This is a genomic window from Pseudomonas fjordensis (genome assembly GCF_976987115.1).
In genome coordinates this window covers 747,485-768,907 of sequence record NZ_OZ336860.1, presented here as the reverse complement: position 1 = coordinate 768,907, position 21,423 = coordinate 747,485, and the positions used below count along the sequence as shown (strand labels likewise).

Genomic DNA, 21,423 nt, shown 5'->3' with positions numbered 1-21,423 from the left:
TTCCCGCTCATTATCAATATTTGGTTGAAACAGCCTGCTGTTTTAGCCGCTTTTATCGGCGTGGGAAATAGCCAATCATCTGCCCATCCCGTTAGCCCGTGCCAGGAGTCGACTATGTCCACCGCTTTTAATGTCATCGCCACGCTGATCGCCAAACCCGGCCAGCACGCCATCCTGGAAACGTTACTGCGCGGCCTGCTGGAACCGACCCGCCTGGAAGCCGGTTGCGAGCAGTACGACCTGCACCAGGACCTGCAACACCCCGAGACCTTCTACATGCTTGAGCGCTGGAGCGATGACGCGGCGCTGGCCGACCACGACCAGAGCGCGCATATCCAGAGCTTTCGCGCCCAGGCCGCCGATGTGATCGAGCACTTCGAACTCAAGCGCCTGAAATTCCTCGCCTGATCCCGCCTTTTTTCTGTAGGAGCGAGCTTGCTCGCGAAACCCCCAAAGACGACGCGTTAAACCAGAAACACCGCGTCATCGTTAACGCTTTTCGCGAGCAAGCTCGCTCCTCCCTTGACCGTATTCACTTGGAGCCATCATGAAAGCCATCGCCTACTACACCTCACTGCCGATCAACGATCCAGAATCCCTGCAAGACATCGAACTACCAGCCCCCGTGGCCGGCCCCCGTGACCTGTTGGTTGAAGTCAAAGCCATCTCGGTCAACCCGGTGGATACCAAGGTGCGCCACAACGTCGCCCCGGAAAATGACGCCGCCAAGGTGCTGGGTTGGGACGTGGCCGGGGTGGTCAAGGCGGTCGGCAGTGACGTGACGTTGTTCAAGGCCGGCGACAAGGTGTACTACGCCGGTTCCCTGGTACGCCCAGGCGGCAACAGCGAACTGCACACCGTGGATGAACGCATCGTCGGCCATATGCCCAAGAGCCTGGGGTTTGCCGAAGCAGCCGCACTGCCACTGACCGCCATCACCGCGTGGGAGCTGTTGTTCGAACGTTTGCAGGTGCCTGAAGGCAAAGACGATCAAGGCCAGAGCCTGCTGATCGTCGGCGCGGCCGGTGGCGTGGGGTCGATCCTCACTCAACTGGCCAACCAGCTCACGGCGCTGAAGGTCATCGGCACCGCCTCGCGCCCCGAAACCCAGGCATGGGCCAAGGCCCTGGGCGCACACGTGGTGATCGACCACAGCCAGCCACTGAGCGAAGCGTTAAAGCAGGTCGGTCACGGGCAAGTCACCCACGTTGCCAGCCTGACCCAGACCGAGCATCACCTGGACCAACTGGTCGAAGCGCTGCAACCCCAAGGCAAGCTGGCGTTGATCGACGATCCCAAGGCCCTGGATGTGAGCAAGCTCAAGCGCAAGAGCCTGTCGCTGCATTGGGAGTTCATGTACACCCGTTCGATGTTCGAGACCCCAGACATGATCGAGCAGCACAACCTGCTCAACCGCGTGGCCGAGCTGATCGACGCCGGCACCCTGAAAACCACGGTAGGCGAGCACTTCGGTGTGATCAATGCGGCGAACCTGCGCCGCGCCCACGCCCTGCTGGAAAGCGGCAAGGCCAAGGGCAAGATCGTGCTGGAAGGGTTCTGAAAAAACGGCTGTCAGTGTCGTCCGTTATCTACGTAGGTAATGGACGACACCATTAGTCCGAGAGTTGATCCTTGTCATATCTATGCGCCCGTTCAGGTTTATATTGGCCGCCTTTGCCACGATTCTTTTACGTGAGGAAGTCAGCAATGAAAATCCTGATAAAAGCGTTAGCAAAATCTCCCGGCAGCCAATGGCAAGTTCGTCTCGACGGCGAGGCCATCAACTTTCGCAGTGAGGCCGAGGCCCGCGCTTTTGCCGACACGCTACAAGCCCGGATCCAGGCGCCCCATCGCTTCCCTCTCAACCAGCAACGTTCCGCTGGCTGAGCCCAACTTCAGACCTGCGCTTGTACGGCCCTTGCTCGTTGCAGGCGCTGGGTCGCCATGGCAATGGTCACTGCCAGCACACCGCAGAGGCTGATGACCATGGCCATCGGCATCGCCGTGCCGTCGTGCAACACGCCAACCAACGACGCCGCGCCTGCCGCCACACCGAACTGGATGCAACCGAGCAACGCCGACGCGCTGCCGGCCCGAGCGCCCTGCCCGCTCATGGCACAGGCCGAAGTGTTCGGCAAAATGCAGCCCAGGCTGGCGATGCAGATAAACAGCGGCACCAACAACGGCCATAGCGCCTCGGTGCGCAACGCGGCAATTGCCAACAGCGTCAACGCCGCCGCCACGTACACCCACACGGTGCGCGACAGCAAAAACGCCGGGCCGCGCTTGGCGAGCAATCTTGCGTTCAGTTGCGCCACCAGGATAAAGCCCGCGGCGTTGGAGCCGAACAACCAGCCGTAATGCTCGGCAGGCACGCCGTAGAGCTTGATAAACACGAAGGGGGAACCGGCGATGTAGGCAAACATCCCGGCAATCGAGATACCGCCGGTCAAGGCATAGCCCAGATACACCCGGTCTGACAGTAGCGAGCCGTAGCGGCGCAACGAGCCCGACAACGGCTGGCGCGGCTGATCGGCCGGGAAGGTTTCCGGCAACCCGACCGCCACGGCGATGGCTGCCATCACGCTGAACAACGACAACGCCAGGAAAATCGACTGCCAGCCCCACACGCCGACCATCAGGCCACCGGCCAATGGCGCCAGGATCGGGGCCAGGCCGGTCACCAGCATCAGTTGCGAATACACCTTGGCCGACCCCACGGCATCGCATTTGTCGCTGACCACCGCCCGGGAAATCACCATGCCCGCACACCCGCCAAGGGCCTGCACGAAGCGTGCACCAATCAGCCATTCCAGGGACGGCGCATACGCACAAGCGAAAGAGGCGAGGGTAAACAGGGTGACACCGCTGAGCAGCGGCACACGCCGGCCAAAACGGTCGGCCAGCGGCCCGTAGATGAGTTGACCAATGGCCAGGCCAGCGAAATACACAGCCAGGGTCAGTTGGATATGTTTTTCGTCAGTGGCAAAAGCTGTAGCCATTGCCGGAAAGCCCGGCAGGTAAAAATCGATCGCCAACGGCGCGAAGGCGCTCAAGGCGCCCAGAATCAGGATTATGCGAAAGTTCATCAGACACCCAAGTGAGTCGGCAGCTCAACAGTCTAGCCGCGCTTGGGTGCCATGAACATTACGTTAGGTGGCTAACGATCAGAAAAATCACGCCAGCTTGGCGCTGTAGCCTTCCTCGGTGATCAGACCGATCACTTGGTCCGAGGACAGACCGCTTGCCACCCGCACTTCTTTGGCCTTCAAATCGACTTCCACACTCGCCGCCGGATCCTGGCTCTGTACCGCCTGGGTCACCGCTTTAACGCAATGGCCACAGGTCATTCCTTCAACGCTGAATATTTGCATGACATGACTCCTTTGATGAGGTTGAGCCCAGTGTCGAGCTTGCCATGATGGCAAGGTCAAGTTCTCAATATTTCTGCCGGGCTGGTATTCGGCGGCGACGTCGGCCAAGCTTCAACCTTCCTCGCTGTGAACCACGGAGCATTCGCCATGCGCTGGTTGTTTTTTGCCCTTGCCGGCCTGATGAGCTTGCCTGCCGCTGCGCCCCAGGCCCTCGCTGCTGAAGATTATGCGGTGCTGATTATTTCCCGCGAACGCCTGGAAGTGCCGACCTACTGCGAGATCGGCCTGTATATCCAGGACCAACTCGCCGGGCGTCTGTTCCAGGAACAGGCCACTTCATTCAATCTTCCCCCCGGCGATACGTCGCTGCGCCTGAAGCTTTTGCCGGGCCAAGCTGCAGGCTGTCTGCCGGGCCTACTCGCGCCACGTGCGCAGAACATCACCTTGAAAGCCGGTGACGTACGCAAATTACGCATTGCCCTTGGCCCGGACGGCATGTACCTCAAAGCTGCGGCATTGGAATACTGAGTAACCCCCACGATCGTTCCCACGCTCTGCGTGGGAACGCCTCATCGGACGCTCCGCGTCCCGGGTACAAGGCACTACTTCAACGCCAGGGTGACGCGGAGCGTCACGGGCTGCATTCCCACGCAGAGCGTGGGAACGATCGGGCTTGACCTTCCCCACAGGTTAAGGTTGATCCTAGTGGCAACTTCTCTTGGAGGACTGCCCCATGAATGGATCCACCACCTTTGACCTGCCCATCGGCGGCATGACCTGTGCCAGCTGTGCCGGGCGGGTCGAACGCGCGCTGGGCAAGGTGCCGGGCGTGCAACGTGTCAGCGTCAACCTGGCCAATGAACGCGCGCACATCGAAGTGCAGGGCCAGATGGACCCCAGCGTGTTGATCGCCGCCGTCGACAAGGCCGGCTACACCGCTACCCTGCCCCAAAGCGAAACCGCCACCGATGCCGATCAAGCCCGACGCCTGCGTCGCGAGCGCTGGTCGCTGATGGCGGGCATTCTGCTGGCGTTGCCTTTGGTGCTGCCAATGCTGGTAGAACCCTTCGGCTTGCACTGGATGCTCCCCGCCTGGATACAGTTTGCCCTGGCCACGCCGGTGCAATTCATCTTGGGTGCGCGCTTCTATGTCGCCGCGTGGAAAGCCGTGCGCGCAGGTGCCGGCAATATGGACCTGCTGGTGGCGATCGGCACCAGTGCCGGCTACGGCCTGAGTATCTATGAATGGCTCACCGCCGCCCCAGGCGTGACGCCGCACCTGTACTTCGAAGCCTCTGCGGTGGTGATCGCCCTGGTGCTGCTGGGCAAATACCTGGAAAGCCGCGCCAAGCGCCAGACCGCCAGCGCCATCCGCGCCCTTGAAGCCTTGCGTCCGGAACGGGCGATCCGCGTGCAGGACGGCCGCGAAGAAGACGTCGCCATCAGCGCGTTGAAGCACGGTGACCTGGTGCTGGTCAAACCCGGCGAACGCTTCCCGGTGGACGGTGAGGTGGTGGAAGGCCAGAGCCATGCCGATGAAGCGCTGATCAGCGGCGAAAGCCTGCCGGTGCCCAAACAACCCGGCGACGCGGTCACCGGTGGCGCCATCAATGGTGAAGGCCGTTTGCTGGTGCGCACCCTGGCCCTGGGCGCGGAAAGCGTGCTGGCGCGCATCATCCGCCTGGTCGAAGACGCCCAGGCCGCCAAGGCGCCGATTCAGAAACTGGTGGATAAAGTCAGCCAGGTGTTCGTGCCGGCCGTGCTGGTATTGGCGCTGATCACCGTAGTGGGCTGGTGGCTGTACGGCGCCTCCCTGGAAACCGCCATCATCAATGCGGTAGCCGTGCTGGTGATTGCCTGCCCTTGTGCCTTGGGCCTGGCCACGCCGACCGCGATCATGGCCGGCACCGGCGTCGCCGCACGCCACGGCATTCTGATCAAGGACGCCGAAGCCTTGGAGCGCGCTCACGCCGTGAGCGCCGTGGTGTTCGACAAGACCGGCACCCTCACCTCCGGCGCACCCAACATCGCGCATTTGGCGGCCGTGGATGGCAACGAAACCCTGCTGTTGCAACAGGCCGGCGCCTTGCAGCGCGGCAGTGAGCACCCACTGGCCAAGGCTGTGCTGGATGCTTGCCGCGAAAGAGGTTTGGACGTGGCCGATGTGAGCGCCAGCCAATCTCTCACCGGGCGCGGCATTGCCGGTACGCTCGACGGTCGGCCATTGGCCCTGGGCAATCGCCGCTTGCTGGAAGAGACCGGCCTGGACGCAGGCGATTTAGGCCCGCGTGCCAAGGAATGGGAAGCCGAAGGCCGCACCTTGTCCTGGCTGATCGAGCAAGGCGCGCAACCGCGCGTGCTGGGGCTGTTTGCGTTTGGCGACACGCTCAAGCCCGGCGCGTTGCAGGCCGTGCAACAACTCAAGGCGCAGCACATCAGCAGCCACCTGATCACTGGCGACAACCACGGCAGTGCGCGGGTGGTGGCCGAGGCCTTGGGCATCGACGATGTGCATGCCGAAGTACTGCCCGCCTATAAAGCCGCTGCCGTGGCCGAGCTGAAAAAAACCGGCGTGGTGGCCATGGTCGGCGACGGTATCAACGATGCGCCGGCCCTGGCCGCTGCCGATATCGGCATCGCCATGGGCGGTGGCACCGACGTGGCCATGCACGCCGCCGGTATCACCTTGATGCGTGGCGACCCGCGCCTGGTGCCGGCCGCCCTGGAGATCAGCCGCAAGACCTACGCGAAAATTCGACAGAATCTGTTCTGGGCCTTTGTGTATAACTTGATCGGCATTCCCCTGGCCGCCTTCGGCCTGCTCAACCCGGTACTGGCTGGCGCCGCCATGGCCTTGTCCAGTGTCAGCGTGGTGAGTAATGCGCTGTTGTTGAAAACCTGGAAACCCAAGGACTTGGAGGATCAACGCCCATGAACATCGGCCAAGCCGCCCGCACCAGCGGGCTAAGCGCGAAGATGATTCGCTACTACGAATCCATTGGCCTGCTGAAAACCGCCCACCGCACCGACAGCGGCTACCGGGTGTACGGCCACGATGACCTGCACACCCTGACGTTCATCAAGCGCTCGCGGGACCTGGGGTTTTCACTGGAAGAGGTCGGCAAGTTGCTGACCCTGTGGGAGGACCGCCAACGGGCGAGCGCTGACGTAAAAGCCTTGGCGCGTCAGCACATCGACGAGCTCAATCACAAGATTCGCGAGTTGGGGCAACTGCGCGATACCTTGCAGGACCTGATGGAGCACTGCCAGGGCGATCATCGGCCCGATTGCCCGATACTCAAGGAGTTGGCGGCAGGTAACTGCTGCGCCTGACTGGACAAACACAAAACCAAATGTGGGAGCTGGCTTGCCTGCGATAGCATCACCCCGGTGTCACTGATACACCAAGGTGTCTGCATCGCAGGCAAGCCAGCTCCCACATTGGAACGCGCCGTTGTGAGTTACTGCATCCAAGGCGGCGGCGGTGGCTCGTCCGGTACTTTACTCGATGGCGCATCATCCGCTGCGCGAATCGCCTGGCGACGCTCTTCATCCAGCCGCGCCGCTTCGATTTCGCGGATCACACCGCCCACGTCCGCCAGTTCTTCCGGTTCGTCGAACTCACCGGTCAACACACTGGCCGGGTGCAAGGTGCCGGCTTCATACAGCGCCCACATTTCCTTGGCGTACTTGGTCTTCTTCAACTCCGGGGCAAAACGCCCGAAGTAGGAGGCCATGTTGCCGACGTCGCGCTCCAGCATGTTGAAGGCGTGGTTGTTGCCCGCCGCATCCACCGCCTGGGGCAGGTCGATGATCACCGGGCCCGTAGGCGTAAGCAGCACGTTGAACTCGGACAGGTCACCGTGCACCAGGCCGGTGCACAGCATCAGCACGATCTGGGAGATCAGGAAGGCGTGGTATTCGCGCGCCTGGTCCGGGTCCAGCACTACGTCGTTCAGACGCGGCGCCGCATCGCCGTACTCGTCGGCCACCAGTTCCATCAACAGCACGCCTTCAAGAAAGTCGTACGGCTTGGGCACGCGAACGCCCGCACCGGCCAGGCGGAACAGCGCCGCCACTTCAGCGTTCTGCCAGGCATCTTCAGTTTCTTTCTTGCCGAACTTGGAGCCCTTGGCCATGGCTCGCGCCTGGCGGCTGTTACGGACCTTACGGCCTTCCTGGTATTCGGACGCCTGACGAAAACTTCGTTTATTCGCCTCCTTGTAAACCTTGGCGCAACGCAATTCATTGCCGCAGCGCACCACATAAACAGCTGCTTCTTTACCACTCATCAGAGGGCGCAGCACTTCGTCGACCAGACCGTCTTCGATCAGGGGTTCAATGCGTTTAGGAGTCTTCATCAGCTTTTATTGTGGGTCCTGTATTACCAAACACGCGTGTGGCACTCGTTATACGGCAATCGGCTCGCCGGGGGGAGAGGCTACTGACCTCTGACCCCTTCAGAATGCATTCAATGGGCCAATTTTATCGGCAATCAGCGTTCGATTATCGCCGTCACGCCTTGACCACCGGCGGCACAAATGGAAATCAGCCCACGGCCCTTGCCCGCCGCATCCAACAATTTAGCCAAGTTGGCGACGATCCGCCCACCGGTGGCGGCAAACGGATGGCCCGCCGCCAGGGAACTGCCCTTGACGTTGAGCCGGCTGCGGTCGATAGCCCCCAGCGGCGCGTCCAGGCCCAGGCGGGTCTTGCAATAGTCGGCGTCTTCCCAGGCCTTGAGCGTGCACAGCACTTGGGCGGCGAAGGCTTCGTGGATCTCGTAGTAATCAAAGTCCTGCAAGGTCAGGCCGTTGCGCGCCAGCAAGCGTGGCACCGCATACACCGGCGCCATCAACAGGCCCTCGGCGCCGTGGACGAAATCCACCGCCGCTGCTTCGCCATCGCGCAAGTAAGCCAGGATCGGCAGCCCACGTTCCTTGGCCCACGCCTCACTGCCCAGCAGCACCAGGGAGGCACCATCGGTCAGCGGTGTGGAGTTGCCGGCGGTGAGCGTGCCCTTTTCGCTGCGTTCGAAGGCCGGCTTGAGGCTGGCGAGTTTTTCCAGGGTCAGGTCGGGGCGCAGGTTGTTGTCGCGGGTGAGGCCGAGAAAGGGTGTAAGCAAATCGTTGTGCCAGCCTTCGGCATAGGCCGCCGCCATCTTCTGATGGCTCTCCAACGCCAGCTGGTCCTGCTCGGCCCGGGGGATCTGCCAGGTCTGGGCCATCAGCTCGCAGTGCTGGCCCATGGACAAACCCGTGCGCGGTTCGCCGTTGCGCGGCAGCTCCGGCTTGAGGTGCTGGGGACGAAGTTGTAACAGAACTTTTAATTTGTCCGCCATGGATTTACTGCGGTTGGCTTTGAGCAGGATCTTGCGCAGCCCCTCATTCACACCAATCGGCGCATCCGAGGTGGTGTCCACCCCGCCGGCAATGCCGCATTCGATCTGGCCCAGGGCAATTTTATTGGCCACCAGCAGCGCCGCCTCAAGCCCCGTGCCGCAGGCTTGCTGGATGTCATACGCAGGGGTTTGCGGTGACAGGCGCGAGCCGAGCACGCATTCACGCGTCAGGTTGAAATCACGGGAATGCTTGAGCACCGCACCGGCGGCCACCTCGCCCATGCGCAGGCCGTGCAGGTTGTAGCGCTCGATCAGGCCTTCCAATGCGGCGGTCAGCATCGCCTGGTTACTCGCCGTGGCGTAGGGGCCATTGGAACGGGCGAAAGGAATGCGGTTACCGCCAATGATCGCTACACGGCGCAATTGAGTCATGGAAAGCTCCCTTGTGGTGGTGGGTGGAATCATCAAGCCTAGCCTAGGCTCAATCGAACGACTGCCACCCCAGGGTGGTCAACCTTTGAACCCCAGCCTTCGGAGAGCGTTCCATGTCTGACCGTTATATCGACTTCGCCAACTCAAGCCTCGGCCATCGCCTGGTCGCCGCCATTGGCCTGCCGTCACCGGTACGCCTGGAACGCTGGCAAGCCGGACGCCTGCGCCCGGTCGAAGGCGCACTGCTGTTGGGCGGTGGCGCATTGGCAACCCAGGTGCTGGCGTTTGCCAACCGACTCACCGACACCGTCTACAGTTACGACGCCGAAGCCTCGACGGCACCCGCGTGGATTCCAGGACACGGCCCCAAACTCAAGGCGGTGGTGTTTGACGCCAGCGGTTTGCAGCACACCGACCAGCTCAAGCAAATGCGTGAATTCTTCCAGCCGCTGCTGAAAAACCTCGACCACAGTGCCCACCTGGTGATCCTTGGCCGGGCGCCGGAAAGCCTCAGCGACCCCTTCGCCGCCAGCGCCCAGCGCGCCCTGGAAGGTTTCAGCCGCTCCCTGGCCAAGGAGCTGCGCAGCGGTGGCGTGCTGCAGTTGCTGTACGTGGGCGACGGTGCCGAAGACCAGTTGGAAGGCGCGCTGCGGTTTTTCCTCTCGCCCAAAAGCGCTTACATCTCGGGTCAGGTGATTCGCCTGGCGGCCTGCGATACCCCGGTGCAAGACTGGACGCGCCCGCTGGCCGGGCGCAAGGCGTTGGTGACCGGCGCCGCTCGAGGCATCGGTGCCTCCATCGCCGAAACCCTGGCCCGCGACGGCGCCGACGTCATTCTGCTCGATGTACCCCAGGCCAAGGCCGACCTTGAAGCCCTGGCCGCGCGCCTGAATGCACGTACGGTGGTGCTGGATATTTGCGCCGAAGATGCCGCACGCCAACTGGCCGAGCACCTGCCAGACGGGCTCGACATCCTGGTGCACAACGCCGGCATCACCCGCGATAAAACCCTGGCCAACATGACCCCGGAATACTGGGACGCAGTGCTGGCGGTCAACCTCAGGGCTCCGCAAGTGCTGACCAAGGCCCTGCTCGACAGCGGTACTCTGCAAGACAATGCACGGGTGGTATTGCTGGCCTCCATCAGTGGCATCGCCGGCAACCGTGGGCAAACCAACTATGCAGCGAGCAAGGCCGGATTGATCGGCCTGGCTCAAGCCTGGGCGCCGCTGTTAAAGGAGCGTGGGATCAGCATCAACGCCGTCGCGCCCGGGTTTATCGAAACCCAGATGACCGCGCATATTCCCTTCGCCCTGCGCGAGGCCGGGCGCCGCATGAGCTCCCTGGGCCAAGGTGGCTTGCCCCAGGATGTGGCCGAAGCCGTCGCCTGGCTGAGCCAGCCGGGTTCCGGTGCGGTCAGCGGCCAGGCGCTGCGGGTGTGTGGGCAAAGCCTGCTGGGAGCGTGAGCATGCAATGGCAAACGTTGGACAGCACCCCGTCTCTACTGCCGCTGTACTGGCGTGCGGCGCTCAAGCGCAAGATCACCGGCAGCACATTGCCCGAACGCGGGTTGCGCTGCCGGATGAGTATCAATCCCAGCGCCGTTGCGGCGTACCGCAAGGTGTGCGGTTTTGCTGACAGCCCGATGCTGCCGGCGACTTATCCGCATATCCTCGCGTTCGGCCTGCAACTGCAATTGCTGACGGACAAGACGTTTCCGTTTCCGCTGCTGGGGTTGATCCACCTGCGCAATCGCATCCGTATTCATCGGCCGTTGGGCGCAGTGGGTGACGTGAGTGTCGGCGTTTACGCACGCAATCTCAGCCCCCATCCCAAGGGGGCCACCTTTGACATCGTAACGGTTGTAGAGGATGCCCTTGGACTCTTGTGGGAAGCCGAAAGCCAGATGTTATGTCGGGGCGTGAAGCTTGAAGGCGAAGCCGTGGAGAGCGGATTGCAAACCCCAGACACGCTCACCGAACTGACGCGCTGGAACGCGCCCACTGACATAGGCCGCCGCTACGCCCGCGTGTCCGGCGACTACAACCCTATCCACCTCAGTGCGCCTACCGCCAAGCTGTTCGGTTTCCCCCAGGCCATCGCTCACGGATTGTGGAACAAGGCGCACACCCTCGCAGCACTGGTAGAACACTTGCCGGCCGCCAATATTGAAATCGACGTCGAGTTCATGAAGCCGGTGCGCCTGCCCAGCGAAGTGATATTGATGAGCAGCACGGCCGGTTCCAGCGGGGCGTTGCAACTCAAAGGCGCTGGGGATATTCAACATATGCGGGGGAAGTGGCAGCCGATTGCCTGAAAACCCCTGATTAATTGTATATATACACCCTAAGTTATAGCGGACCTTACGAGGTCCGCCTTTATTTACAACGCTTTGATTTTGCTCATATAAACATCCTGAAACATCCCTCCATTACACCTTTGGTATTAGTCATTAAGCCGACGATGGCCGAATGTATATAAATCGTTAATACCAAGTTGAGCGTTGCGTGAAAGAGTGCCCTGGCCTGAGATAGCCACACGGACAAACCTATCGTTATCCAAAGAAATAACGAGGGTTTGAAACAACCAAGGTTGTACCAGGTGCAAGGAACTCAATCATGAAAACTCAAGTAGTGTTTTGGAAAGCAAGTACCGCGCTGGCCCTCGTTCTGGCAATGAGCCTGGGCGGCTGCAGCAGCGGTGGTGGCGGGCATAAATCCAGCGTGGCGGCGTCCTCGCCGGATGCGGGTGCAGGTGCTGGTGGCGGTACTGGTGGCGGTGACGGCGGCACTGGCGGTGGTACCGGTGGTGGCACGGGCGGTGGTGACGGTGGCACGGGCGGTGGTACCGGTGGTGGTACCGGTGGTGGCACGGGCGGCGGTGACGGCGGCACTGGCGGTGGTACCGGTGGTGGCACGGGCGGCGGTGACGGCGGCACTGGTGGCGGTACCGGTGGCGGCACTGGCGGTGGCACTGGCGGTGGCACTGGTGGCGGCACTGGCGGTGGCACTGGCGGCGGCACTGGTGGCGGCACTGGTGGCGGCACTGGCGGCGGCACCGGTGGTGGCACTGGCGGTGGCACTGGCGGCGGCACTGGTGGCGGCACTGGCGGCGGCACCGGTGGTGGCACTGGTGGCGGCACTGGTTCAACAACCACCCCACTGGTCACCGGCCAGATCGCCGGCACCCTTGGCACCACTGTGGGCAATGTCGGTACGGCTGTCGGTAACCTGGGTTCGACGTTGAACGGCGTACCTATCGTCGGCGCAACCGCTGGCGGCCTGGTCTCCTCGGCAGGCACCGCTGTTAACAGCATAGGCACTGGTGTGACCACCGGCTTGGGCTCACTGGGCACCAACAGCAACTCCCTGGGCACGACAGTGGCAGGCGTAGGTAATGGCGTGGCGGACCTGGGCGGCGGCCTCTCGACCACCGGCCAATCACTGTCAACCACTCTGGGCGGCATACCTGTGGTCGGCGGCGTGACAGGCGGCGTGGGCACAGCGGTAGGTGGCGTCGTGGATAAAGTCGGCACCACCGTTACGATGCTCGGCGATACCCTGAGCACGGCCAGCACCACCGGCCCGCTGGGTTCGTTGACCAACACCTTGGGCAGCAAAGTCGTGGTGCCTGTGGTGTCGCTGGTGGAAAACACCACCGGCAACCTGGGCAACGCAACCGGCCTGGGCGCTCCCCTCAATGGCGTACTGGATAAAGTCGGTTCGGCTGTCACTGGCCTGGGTACTCAAGTCGCCAGCACGGGCGGCACGGGCAACCCGGTCACCAGCGTTGTCGGCACCGTGCTCACTGGCGTCGGTGGCACACTGGATAAATCGGGTGGTTATGTGGCCCCAACCGGTGGCACCTCGGCTCCCGGCATTCTAGAGCAGGTAGGTGGCCTGGTGGCTAACGTAGGTACCGGCCTGAACGTGGGCAACACCAACGGCACCGTCAGTGCGGCGGGTGTAACCGGTGGTGCAGTCGGCGGCACCGTTGCGTCGCTGGGCACTGTGCTGGGTGGCACAGGTGTAGCAAACACCGCAGCTACCGCACCGGTCGCCACCGTGGCCGCCAATGTCGGCGCAGCGCTCAACCCTGTGACCAGCGGCGTCACCAACCTGACGCAAACCATCGGCACGACTACCGGTGTGGGTGCCCCGGTGAATGGCCTGGTGACTCAAGTCGGCGGCGCAGTCAGCAGCGTGGGCACCAACCTGACAGCAGCCAATGCCAACCCGATCACCAACGCCGTAGGCACCACCGTCACAGCAGTCGGCGGCACCGTCGCCTCGGTGGGTGGCCTGGTAACCGGCGGCACCACTGGCGGCACCAGCGGTGGTTTGCTCGGTGGCTTGAACATCGGCACCACTACCACAGCAACCGGCACGGCCACAACCACAGGCGGCACTACCGCAACAGGCGGTCTGGGCGGTTTGTTGAACGGCCTGACCGGCAAATAGAAATGCACCTGGCCGATTAGACGGCCTCCCCTACAGCGCCTACGCTTGGTTGAGACGAGAGACCTTTAATAAGTCTCTCGTCTTTTTTATGGGCGGCGACACGCTTTATCAATCGCCACCCTCCCGAACCGAGTCCCAGAACCCGGCGGGCCCGAAGCGCTGCTGCAGTTGACCATGGAGTGTCCTATGCGCGTGTTGACGCCGTTGTTATTGCTCACCCTCAGTGCCTACGCCCAGGCCGAGACCCTTCCCAGCTTTCTTAACAGCAACGACACTGTCCGCACCCTGCCGGTGCCCAACCTGCCCGCCGACGCCTATCGACCACCCACGTCGAAAACCCAGGTACCTGAAGCGCCGCCGACTGCCGGCCAGCCGCTGTTGATGGACACCAAGGTCACTATTCGCAAGTTGCAGATCGAAGGCGGAACGGTCTACCCGCTCGCCGAGACGGCACAGGTGTATGCGCCGTTGATTGGACGGGAAACCAACCTTGCGCAACTGATCGAAGCGACCCGTGGCGTCACCCGCCGTTATCAGGAGGATGGCTACCTGCTGTCCTACGCGTTCCTGCCGCAACAGAACTTCGAAAACGGCCTGGTTCGCGTGGTACTGGTGGAGGGCTATATCAAGGACTATCAACAAACCGGCGACATCGGTTCGGTGTCGGCCTATGTCGATAAGCTCGCGCAGAAGCTCCTGGCTGAGCGCCCACTGACCCGCAAGACCTTCGAGCGCTACACCACGCTGATGAGCCGCATCCCTGGCCTCAGCGTACAGGCGCAAGTGCCGCCACCGGGCACCACCGATGGCGCCACGCACATGCAGATCCAGGCCAGCCGCAAACCTTTCACCACCAGCATGAGTCTGGTACAAAAAAGCCGTGGCGGCACGCAAGCGTTGCTGAGCGCTACCAGCAATTCCCAGACGTCCATGGGTGAACAACTCAGCGTCAGCGGCCTGTTCCCGCCCGGCGAGGACAAAGAGCATTACTACCGCGTGGACTACAACCAGTTCATCAACGCCGAGGGCACCCAACTGGCGCTCGCCGCCGAACGCTATCGCGCCGCCCCCAACAGCAGCGTGCAACTGGACGGCGGTTTCGAACTCAAGCCGCACCAGTCCATCGACCGCTACTCCATTGGCCTGAGCCACCCGTTCATTGCCTCCCCCACCGAGTCACTCACCCTGGGTACGCGCCTGTACGCGGTCGACCAGACCACGCGCTACAAACTGGTGGGTTTCCCGCTGAGTTTCGACATCGAATCCAACCTGCGCGCCCTGGCCTTCGAAGGCGATTGGCGCAAGGCCGATGCGCAACGCCTGCGCATCATCAGCGGAGGCCTGTACCAGGGCATAGACGGCTTGGGCGCCAAGGCCCGCAGTGACCTGGGCGTGGCCAAACCCGACCTCGACTTCTTCCGCCTGCGCCTCTCCGGCGTGCAAAGCGACAAGTTCTTCGACAACTGGCAAGGCGTGCTGTCCGGTGCGCTGTACTGGAGCGACAACACCCTGCCCGACAGCGAACGCGTGACCTTCGGCGGGCAGAATTTCGGCCGTGGCTACCCGGACGACCAAGGCTCGGGCGATAAAGGCTGGGGGGTAGCGTACGAGGTCAACTACAGCTTCAACCGCACCGGCAACTGGGTGAAAATCCTGCAACCCTATGTGGTGGTCGACCGCGCCAAATCCTGGTTCAACGACCTGCCGGTCAAGGCCAACGACATGTCCTCGGCGGCGGTGGGTTTACGCTTTGGCGACAAGAAGTACTACAACATCGCGCTGGAGGCGGCCAAGCCAATGTCGGATATCGCCCTGGACAGCTTTAACCGCAGGCCGCGGTATACGCTGAGTTTCAGTTATCAGCTGTGATGAGTCTTTAACTGAACCACCGCTATCGCAGGCAAGCCAGCTCCCACAAGGGTCTGTGTTGCTCACAGAATCAGTGCCCCACACAGACCCCTGCGGCCTGACAGCCGAAACCTTTCTACCTGAGCCCCCGCAATCAAACTGTGGGAGCTGGCTTGCCTGCGATGACGGCCGGACAGTCGACGACTAAGTGCCTGGCACCCCACGAGCCAAATGTGGGAGCGGGCTTGCTCGCGAAGGCGGTGTGTCAGTCAATGAATCTTTAACTGAACCACCGCTATCGCAGGCAAGCCAGCTCCCACATTTAATAAGCGGTGCCGGTCCGTTACCGACCAGGTGTAGAGAGGGGAAACAGGTTGTTGAGGGTATCGAGCAAGCGCACCAGGTAGATAGGTTTGCGAAACAGGTCCAGCACCTGCAAGCGCAGCATATCGCTGACATCATCCATTTCTGCATGACCCGACATCACGATCACAGGCAACTGCGAACGTGAGGTGTGTTCGCGCAGGCGCTTGATCAAGGAGATACCACTTTCCTCAGGCATGCGCAGATCGGTGATGACCAGGGCGATATCAGGGTGAAGTGTCAATTCTTGCAGGGCGAAGGTGACGGAGTTCGCGGTGAAACAGACGAACCCCTCGTTTTCGAGGGATTCGGCCAACTCGACCAGCGCATCCTCCTCGTCATCCACCAACAGGATTTTTTGGCGGGATGACGAAAGGTGGGTCATGGGCGGTACCTGATAAAGAGAATCGCCAAAACAATTACAGACAACGCTGCATGTTAAGTCGCCGCCGGTAGAGCGTCTGACACTTTCTGGAAGACACCTTTGATTTTATCGCCAAGCCCAGTGCCAAAGCCAATGATAACCAACGCAACTATCGCCACAATAATCACATATTCAATGGCCGACGCCCCGTCTCTACGGCGCAGGAATAACTGAGCGTGAATGTAAAATTTCAAGAACAGGTCAAGGATCATAGGAGATCTCCTTCATGCGCCACAAAGCGCCGATACAGCTGGCCCGCACAATGATTGCCGTGTGCCACTAGAGCATTGTCAACAAATTTAACACTCACAACTGTAAGAACGAATTAATCATAAAGTATTAGTCGCCGCGCCAGCCCCACAATTCCGTTATTTACAGCCCCCGCTTTAACCGCGCAGATAAATTTTTCATTCAGTAATGGCAATTTGTCCTAGCTGGGCTACCTTCAAATAGCCAAATCGTTAGTTGTTCATCACAGCCCAGTTGCGAATTTAACTCGTTTGGATAAACGGGAATAAAAGCAGTGCAACAGGATAGGGAGCGCCGTCATGAACAGTCGTATCAGCATGGTCCTGGCTGGCTTGCTGCTTATCGGAGCCCTGGTTGCAGGGTATTGGGGCCTGGTGCTGAGTCGTCCACCGGCACCCGCCGTAGCGCCCTCGCCAGCACCTGTCATTTCCGTTGAAAAAACCGTTGCGGTTGTAGAAGACCAGACCCGCCAGCCGGTCGTGGTGCTGGTGCACGCGGTTGCGCCTTTTGTGCCCCTCACTGCTGCCGATGTCGCCGTGGAAAAACTGCGCACCGTGCCGGCTGGCAGCCTGACCAGCGTTGACCAGGCCATCGGCCGCACGCCCTTGCGGGCCCTGGGTGCCGGCACCTGGCTTAATGATGAAAGCTTCACCGCCGGCGGCCCCCTGGCCCGCATGATTCGTACAAACGAACGGGCGCTGGCCGTCGCCGTCGATGAGGTCATCGGCGCCGGTGGCCAGTTGAGCCCCGGCGATTACGTGGATGTCTTGCTGTTCTTGCGCCAGGACAATGCCAATGCCGAGCAATCGGCGCAGGTGGTCATCCCGGCGATTCGCCTGCTCAGCGTCGGTGATCAGTTGGGCTTGGCCAACGACGGCACCCCGGCCGTGCCGCCACCCGCCACCGCCGAAGAACGCGCCCAGGCCGCCCAACGCCGCACCGCCCCGCGCAGTGTGGTACTAGCGGTGCCCGAACCCATGCTGAGCCGGCTGATGCTCGCCTCCCAAGCTGGCACGCTGCGCCTGGCTGTGCGCAGTGCCGACGAACAATTGCTCAGCCGCTACTGGGCCGGCGAAAGCGACACCCCGGACAAGGTGCAGAGCGCCAACCGCGACCTCTACCAATTCACCCAATTGGCCCTCAGCGGCCCGCCGAAAAAAATCACCCCCGCGGTGGCCGACACCGGCCAGCGTCGGGGCGTTGAAGTGATTCGCGGCGCAGCGGCGGCACAACCTACCCCCTGATTGAACAAGGATGCCTTGAATGAGCCAACGCTACGCTCAATTGGCCTTGGCCTTGATGCTGCCGTGCCTGCCCCTGGGCATGGCAATGGGCGCATCGGGCAACTGCAACGCCTTGGGCCAATTGCCCGCTGTGATCGAGGTGGGCGAAGGTTTGCAGACCGAGCTGCAATCGCCGGTAGCGATTACGCGCCTGGCCATCGGCGACCCGAAAATCGCCGACGTGCGAGTTAACGGCGACCGCCACTTCCTGCTCACCGGCGTCGGTAGCGGGGCCACCAGCCTGATGGTGTGGACCGGCTGCTCGACCACCCCGCGCCAGAGCATGGTGTTCGTCAAGGGCAAGGCCACCTCGGCGCTGACCAGCCAATCGCTGTCGCCCTCCGAAGACCCGACGCTGCCCAGCCAGGTGCAGACCGATATCCGCTTCGTCGAAGTCAGCCGCACCAAGCTCAAGGAGGCCAGCACCAAGATCCTCGGTATGGGCAACAACTTCTTCCTCGGCAGCCCAAGCTTGCTGTCCCCTTCAGAGGGCATCTTCAAATTGCCGGTGAGCGCTGACAGCTTCAACATCGGTTTTGGCGGTGGCCGGGTCAAGGCACTGATCAACGCCCTGGAAAGCAGCGGCTTCGCCTACACCCTGGCACGCCCGAGCCTGGTGGCCATGAGTGGCCAGAGCGCGACCTTCCTGGCCGGCGGCGAAGTGCCGATTCCGGTGCCCAGTGCCGGCAGCGATACCATCACCATCGAGTACAAGGAATTCGGCATTCGCCTGACCCTCACGCCCACGGTCATCGACCACAACCGCATCGCCTTGAAAGTCGCCCCGGAAGTCAGCGAGCTGGATTACAACAACGCGATCCGCATCGAAGGCATCCTGGTTCCCGCACTGACCGTCAGACGCACGGACACCAGTGTGTCACTGGCAGACGGTGAAAGCTTCGTGATCAGCGGCCTGATCAGCAGCACCAACCGCTCCACCATCGCCAAGCTGCCGGGCCTGGGCGACATCCCGATCATTGGTGCTTTCTTCCGCGACTCCAATATCAACAGTGAAGAAAAAGAACTGCTGATGATTGTCACGCCGCATCTGGTGCAGCCACTGGCCGCCAATGCGCAGTTGCCGTCGCTGCCCGGCGAGAAACTGCGCAACTACGACCCGAATTGGTTCCGCCTGTTCTTCCTGGAAAACGGCAACTTCGACCGTCGCAGTGGACTTTCCCAATGAGCGATAGCCTGAGCCAGACCTTCCTGGCAATCACCCGCAACAGCACCGACCTGGAATGGCTCCAGGGTGCACTGGCTCCCCTTGGCCAAGTGATCAGCGTGGGCGGCGGCAGCCTGGATGAACTGCTGGCGCTGGTGGACGTGACCTTTGCCAACCTGGTGTTCGTGGGCCTTGACCGTGAGCACCTGGTGGCCCAGAGCGCCTTGATCGAAGGCGCTCTGGAAGCCAAGCCGATGCTGGCAGTAGTGGCCTTGGGCGACGGCATGGACAACCAGTTGGTGCTCAACGCCATGCGTGCCGGCGCGCGGGATTTTGTCGCCTATGGCTCGCGCTCCAGCGAAGTGGCCGGGCTGGTGCGACGCCTGAGCAAGCGCTTGCCGCCCACTGCGCCCAACGCCCATCTCGGCGGCCTTACCGTGCTCTACGGTGCCCAGGGCAATACCGATGGCGCCCTGCTGGCGAGCCACCTGGCAATGGTGGTGCAAAAGAGTGGCCAGCAGACGCTGATGCTCGATCTCGGCTTGCCCAGGGGCGACAGCCTGGCGCTGCTGGGCCTGGACAGCACCTTCAATTTCGGCGACGCCTTGCGCCACCTGCGCCGCCTGGACGCCACCCTGATCAACAGCGCGTTCACCAGCACCGACGACGGCCTGCGCATCCTCGCCTATGCCACCAGCGATGAGCCCCTGGAAATGACCAGCGCCGCCGAGCTGTACATGTTGCTCAGCGCCTTGCGCCAGCACTTCCAGCACATCGTGGTCAACCTCACCGGGCAAGCCGACAGCGAAGCCCTGCGCACCTTTGTCAGCCACTGCGACAAGTTGCTGTGGTGCACCGACCAGGGCGTGCTCGACTGTCGGCGCAACCTGGCGGTGCTGAACCTGTGGCGCGAAAAAGGCATGAAGCTCGACCATGCCAAGCTGCTCGTCGATCGCTACATCAAAGGCTGCGCCCCCGACACCGAAGCCCTGGAAAAAAGCTTCGGCCTGGAGTGCATCGCCGTGCTGCCCCTGAGCCCAGAAGTGCGCCTGAACGCCAAGAACCAGGGGCAAAGCCTGTTCACCCTGGCCCCACGCGAAGCCTTGACCCAAGCCCTGCGCCACCTGGGCGAGCGCCTGGCCAAACGCACCGAAGGCTTGGATAAACCTTCGACACGCTGGTTCGAACGCCTGCTGGGGACGAGTCGATGAACAGCGAAAAACTCTTCGGCGCCCCGGCCCGTGGGGCTGCCGCGCACAACGACCACGATGGCCTGAAACTGGTGCTGCATCGCTACATCATCGATGCTATCGAAGAGTCGGGCCAGAACCTGCTGGAAGGCTCGCGCCAATCCCTGGCGCAATTTGTCATCGACAAAGTGGCCGAGTACATCACACGCATGCACCTGGCGATCTCGCGCTATGAGATGGAGCGCCTGGCCGAGGAAATCGTCGATGAGCTGACCGGCTTCGGCCCGCTGGAAGTGCTGCTGCGCGATGTGTCGGTTACCGAAATTTTGGTCAATGGCCCGCACCGGGTGTTTATCGAGCGTGACGGGGTGCTTCACCAGAGCGACCTGCGTTTTATCGATGCGCACCATGTAGAACGCGTGATGCAGCGCATTCTCGCGCCCCTCGGAAGGCGCCTGGATGAGTCGTCGCCGATGGTCGATGCGCGCTTGCCCGATGGCAGCCGGGTCAATGCGATCATCCCGCCGATAGCCCTGGATGGCCCGTGCTTGTCGATCCGTAAATTTCGCAAGGACATGCTCAAGAGCAGCGACCTGGTGGCGATGCAAACCATCGACCACAACATCTTCGAGTTCTTCCAGGAGGCGGTGGGCAAGCGCTGCAATATCCTCATCAGTGGCGGCACCGGTACCGGCAAGACCACGTTGCTCAATATCCTCAGCCAATTGATCAACCCCCACGAACGCCTGGTCACCATCGAAGACGTGGCCGAGCTGCAACTGGGCCACCCCCACGTAGTGCGCCTGGAAACCCGCCCGCCCAATGCCGAAGGGCATGGCGAGGTCAAGGCCAGCGACCTGATCCGCAACGCCCTGCGGATGCGCCCGGACCGCATCATCCTTGGCGAGATCCGTGGCGTCGAAGTACTCGACGTGATGACCGCCATGAACACCGGCCACGACGGTTCCATGAGCACCGTGCACGCCAACAACGCCCAGGACGCTCTGTTGCGCCTGGAAACCCTGGTGGGCCTGACCGGCCGTGTGGTGGCGGAGAAAACCCTGCGGCAGATGATCTGCGCCGCACTGGATGTGGTGATTCAACTGACGCGCCTGCCCGATGGGCGCCGTTGCGTCAGCGAGGTGGTGGAAGTGGTGGGTGTGCGCGACGACGTGTATGTCACCAACACCCTGTTCCGCCTCGACCGCCGTACCGGTTTCGGCTTTCTGCGCGAAGCGCTCAACCCGGCCGGCGACAAGCTGCGGCGTGAATCGGCATTGCCGTTGTAGAGAGG

General features: G+C 62.0%; 21 protein-coding genes. 14 read left to right on the top strand and 7 right to left on the bottom strand.

Translation table 11 applies throughout. The annotated features are described in order from the left end of the window. Positions 1-114 precede the first annotated feature (114 nt). The 3 genes from ACWHXD_RS03265 to ACWHXD_RS03255 all read left to right on the top strand — a co-directional run bounded on the left by ACWHXD_RS03265 (position 115) and on the right by ACWHXD_RS03255 (position 1,887). Positions 115-408: a putative quinol monooxygenase gene (locus ACWHXD_RS03265; protein ID WP_138763423.1), complete on the top strand. Its 294-nt coding sequence runs from the start codon at positions 115-117 to the stop codon at positions 406-408. A 139-nt stretch (positions 409-547) separates the two neighbouring features. After that, entirely contained in the window at positions 548-1,561 is a 1,014-nt protein-coding gene (locus tag ACWHXD_RS03260; protein ID WP_138763424.1) for a zinc-binding alcohol dehydrogenase family protein, read from the top strand. 146 nt (positions 1,562-1,707) lie between these two features. Continuing rightward, positions 1,708-1,887 carry a hypothetical protein gene (locus ACWHXD_RS03255; RefSeq protein ID WP_003188250.1) on the top strand — a complete coding sequence of 60 codons (180 nt, stop codon included), beginning with the start codon at positions 1,708-1,710 and terminating at the stop codon, positions 1,885-1,887. Positions 1,888-1,895: 8 nt separating this feature from the next. Here ACWHXD_RS03255 and ACWHXD_RS03250 read toward each other — a convergent pair whose 3' ends face one another. Together ACWHXD_RS03250 and ACWHXD_RS03245 are read right to left on the bottom strand one after the other, a co-directional pair. Then, on the bottom strand, positions 1,896-3,089 hold the full coding sequence (locus ACWHXD_RS03250; protein ID WP_138763425.1) for a multidrug effflux MFS transporter: 1,194 nt from the start codon (positions 3,087-3,089) through the stop codon (positions 1,896-1,898). 87 nt (positions 3,090-3,176) lie between these two features. Beyond that, the gene (locus tag ACWHXD_RS03245) at positions 3,177-3,374 is read right to left on the bottom strand and encodes a heavy-metal-associated domain-containing protein (protein ID WP_032893730.1); all 198 of its coding nucleotides are present in this window, start codon (positions 3,372-3,374) and stop codon (positions 3,177-3,179) included. Positions 3,375-3,521: 147 nt separating this feature from the next. On the opposite strand from ACWHXD_RS03245, the gene ACWHXD_RS03240 reads away from it, so the two are divergent. The 3 genes from ACWHXD_RS03240 to cueR all read left to right on the top strand — a co-directional run bounded on the left by ACWHXD_RS03240 (position 3,522) and on the right by cueR (position 6,707). Further along, positions 3,522-3,902 carry a hypothetical protein gene (locus ACWHXD_RS03240; RefSeq protein ID WP_138763426.1) on the top strand — a complete coding sequence of 127 codons (381 nt, stop codon included), beginning with the start codon at positions 3,522-3,524 and terminating at the stop codon, positions 3,900-3,902. Positions 3,903-4,107: 205 nt separating this feature from the next. After that, positions 4,108-6,309: a heavy metal translocating P-type ATPase gene (locus ACWHXD_RS03235; protein WP_138763427.1), complete on the top strand. Its 2,202-nt coding sequence runs from the start codon at positions 4,108-4,110 to the stop codon at positions 6,307-6,309. Continuing rightward, complete coding sequence (cueR, locus tag ACWHXD_RS03230) at positions 6,306-6,707, top strand: Cu(I)-responsive transcriptional regulator (protein WP_003188242.1); 402 nt, start codon at positions 6,306-6,308, stop codon at positions 6,705-6,707. The genes ACWHXD_RS03235 and cueR overlap by 4 nt, the downstream gene beginning before the upstream one ends. A gap of 128 nt (positions 6,708-6,835) precedes the next feature. Here the strand turns inward: cueR and ACWHXD_RS03225 are convergent, their stop codons facing one another. Both ACWHXD_RS03225 and ACWHXD_RS03220 read right to left on the bottom strand, forming a co-directional pair. Continuing rightward, positions 6,836-7,735, bottom strand: coding sequence for a PA4780 family RIO1-like protein kinase (locus ACWHXD_RS03225; protein ID WP_138763428.1), 900 nt, complete (start codon positions 7,733-7,735; stop codon positions 6,836-6,838). A 134-nt stretch (positions 7,736-7,869) separates the two neighbouring features. Continuing rightward, the gene (locus ACWHXD_RS03220) at positions 7,870-9,147 is read right to left on the bottom strand and encodes an acetyl-CoA C-acetyltransferase (RefSeq protein WP_138763429.1); all 1,278 of its coding nucleotides are present in this window, start codon (positions 9,145-9,147) and stop codon (positions 7,870-7,872) included. 113 nt (positions 9,148-9,260) lie between these two features. Between ACWHXD_RS03220 and ACWHXD_RS03215 the strand changes: the two genes are divergently transcribed. Continuing rightward, positions 9,261-10,613, top strand: coding sequence for a 3-oxoacyl-ACP reductase (locus ACWHXD_RS03215; protein ID WP_138763430.1), 1,353 nt, complete (start codon positions 9,261-9,263; stop codon positions 10,611-10,613). A gap of 2 nt (positions 10,614-10,615) precedes the next feature. After that, positions 10,616-11,464, top strand: a complete 849-nt coding sequence (locus tag ACWHXD_RS03210; RefSeq protein WP_138763431.1) for a MaoC family dehydratase — start codon at positions 10,616-10,618, stop codon at positions 11,462-11,464. Positions 11,465-11,763: 299 nt separating this feature from the next. Here the strand turns inward: ACWHXD_RS03210 and ACWHXD_RS03205 are convergent, their stop codons facing one another. Beyond that, positions 11,764-12,309, bottom strand: a complete 546-nt coding sequence (locus ACWHXD_RS03205) for a hypothetical protein (RefSeq protein WP_499085032.1) — start codon at positions 12,307-12,309, stop codon at positions 11,764-11,766. Between the two features lie 38 nt (positions 12,310-12,347). Between ACWHXD_RS03205 and ACWHXD_RS03200 the strand changes: the two genes are divergently transcribed. Then, entirely contained in the window at positions 12,348-13,607 is a 1,260-nt protein-coding gene (locus ACWHXD_RS03200; RefSeq protein ID WP_498348534.1) for a collagen-like triple helix repeat-containing protein, read from the top strand. Positions 13,608-13,793: 186 nt separating this feature from the next. After that, a complete protein-coding gene (locus ACWHXD_RS03195) occupies positions 13,794-15,476 on the top strand; it encodes a ShlB/FhaC/HecB family hemolysin secretion/activation protein (protein ID WP_138763432.1) in 1,683 nt (560 codons plus the stop codon). A 322-nt stretch (positions 15,477-15,798) separates the two neighbouring features. Here ACWHXD_RS03195 and ACWHXD_RS03190 read toward each other — a convergent pair whose 3' ends face one another. Together ACWHXD_RS03190 and ACWHXD_RS03185 are read right to left on the bottom strand one after the other, a co-directional pair. Next, positions 15,799-16,203 carry a response regulator gene (locus ACWHXD_RS03190; RefSeq protein ID WP_047712486.1) on the bottom strand — a complete coding sequence of 135 codons (405 nt, stop codon included), beginning with the start codon at positions 16,201-16,203 and terminating at the stop codon, positions 15,799-15,801. 53 nt (positions 16,204-16,256) lie between these two features. Further along, complete coding sequence (locus ACWHXD_RS03185) at positions 16,257-16,454, bottom strand: Flp family type IVb pilin (protein WP_003188231.1); 198 nt, start codon at positions 16,452-16,454, stop codon at positions 16,257-16,259. Between the two features lie 336 nt (positions 16,455-16,790). Here ACWHXD_RS03185 and cpaB point away from each other — a divergent pair, with 336 nt between their 5' ends. The 4 genes from cpaB to ACWHXD_RS03165 are packed head-to-tail and all read left to right on the top strand — an operon-like array spanning position 16,791 to position 21,418. Next, the gene (gene cpaB, locus ACWHXD_RS03180; protein WP_138763433.1) at positions 16,791-17,735 is read left to right on the top strand and encodes a Flp pilus assembly protein CpaB; all 945 of its coding nucleotides are present in this window, start codon (positions 16,791-16,793) and stop codon (positions 17,733-17,735) included. 19 nt (positions 17,736-17,754) lie between these two features. Then, entirely contained in the window at positions 17,755-18,960 is a 1,206-nt protein-coding gene (locus tag ACWHXD_RS03175) for a type II and III secretion system protein family protein (protein ID WP_138763434.1), read from the top strand. Continuing rightward, positions 18,957-20,150, top strand: a complete 1,194-nt coding sequence (locus ACWHXD_RS03170; protein WP_138763435.1) for a CpaE/TadZ family protein — start codon at positions 18,957-18,959, stop codon at positions 20,148-20,150. The genes ACWHXD_RS03175 and ACWHXD_RS03170 overlap by 4 nt, the downstream gene beginning before the upstream one ends. Next, entirely contained in the window at positions 20,147-21,418 is a 1,272-nt protein-coding gene (locus ACWHXD_RS03165; protein WP_098949674.1) for a TadA family conjugal transfer-associated ATPase, read from the top strand. Before ACWHXD_RS03170 ends, ACWHXD_RS03165 begins: the two co-directional genes overlap by 4 nt. Positions 21,419-21,423 lie beyond the last annotated feature (5 nt).

Excerpts from the sequence above, each read along its gene's own strand:
- ACWHXD_RS03265 (WP_138763423.1), top strand. The coding sequence starts at position 115 with ATGTCCACCGCTTTTAATGTCATCGCCACGCTGATCGCCAAACCCGGC.
- ACWHXD_RS03260 (WP_138763424.1), top strand. The coding sequence starts at position 548 with ATGAAAGCCATCGCCTACTACACCTCACTGCCGATCAACGATCCAGAA.
- ACWHXD_RS03255 (WP_003188250.1), top strand. The coding sequence starts at position 1,708 with ATGAAAATCCTGATAAAAGCGTTAGCAAAATCTCCCGGCAGCCAATGG.
- ACWHXD_RS03250 (WP_138763425.1), bottom strand. The coding sequence starts at position 3,089 with ATGAACTTTCGCATAATCCTGATTCTGGGCGCCTTGAGCGCCTTCGCG.
- ACWHXD_RS03245 (WP_032893730.1), bottom strand. The coding sequence starts at position 3,374 with ATGCAAATATTCAGCGTTGAAGGAATGACCTGTGGCCATTGCGTTAAA.
- ACWHXD_RS03240 (WP_138763426.1), top strand. The coding sequence starts at position 3,522 with ATGCGCTGGTTGTTTTTTGCCCTTGCCGGCCTGATGAGCTTGCCTGCC.
- ACWHXD_RS03235 (WP_138763427.1), top strand. The coding sequence starts at position 4,108 with ATGAATGGATCCACCACCTTTGACCTGCCCATCGGCGGCATGACCTGT.
- cueR (WP_003188242.1), top strand. The coding sequence starts at position 6,306 with ATGAACATCGGCCAAGCCGCCCGCACCAGCGGGCTAAGCGCGAAGATG.
- ACWHXD_RS03225 (WP_138763428.1), bottom strand. The coding sequence starts at position 7,735 with ATGAAGACTCCTAAACGCATTGAACCCCTGATCGAAGACGGTCTGGTC.
- ACWHXD_RS03220 (WP_138763429.1), bottom strand. The coding sequence starts at position 9,147 with ATGACTCAATTGCGCCGTGTAGCGATCATTGGCGGTAACCGCATTCCT.
- ACWHXD_RS03215 (WP_138763430.1), top strand. The coding sequence starts at position 9,261 with ATGTCTGACCGTTATATCGACTTCGCCAACTCAAGCCTCGGCCATCGC.
- ACWHXD_RS03210 (WP_138763431.1), top strand. The coding sequence starts at position 10,616 with ATGCAATGGCAAACGTTGGACAGCACCCCGTCTCTACTGCCGCTGTAC.
- ACWHXD_RS03195 (WP_138763432.1), top strand. The coding sequence starts at position 13,794 with ATGCGCGTGTTGACGCCGTTGTTATTGCTCACCCTCAGTGCCTACGCC.
- ACWHXD_RS03190 (WP_047712486.1), bottom strand. The coding sequence starts at position 16,203 with ATGACCCACCTTTCGTCATCCCGCCAAAAAATCCTGTTGGTGGATGAC.
- ACWHXD_RS03185 (WP_003188231.1), bottom strand. The coding sequence starts at position 16,454 with ATGATCCTTGACCTGTTCTTGAAATTTTACATTCACGCTCAGTTATTC.
- cpaB (WP_138763433.1), top strand. The coding sequence starts at position 16,791 with ATGAACAGTCGTATCAGCATGGTCCTGGCTGGCTTGCTGCTTATCGGA.
- ACWHXD_RS03175 (WP_138763434.1), top strand. The coding sequence starts at position 17,755 with ATGAGCCAACGCTACGCTCAATTGGCCTTGGCCTTGATGCTGCCGTGC.
- ACWHXD_RS03170 (WP_138763435.1), top strand. The coding sequence starts at position 18,957 with ATGAGCGATAGCCTGAGCCAGACCTTCCTGGCAATCACCCGCAACAGC.
- ACWHXD_RS03165 (WP_098949674.1), top strand. The coding sequence starts at position 20,147 with ATGAACAGCGAAAAACTCTTCGGCGCCCCGGCCCGTGGGGCTGCCGCG.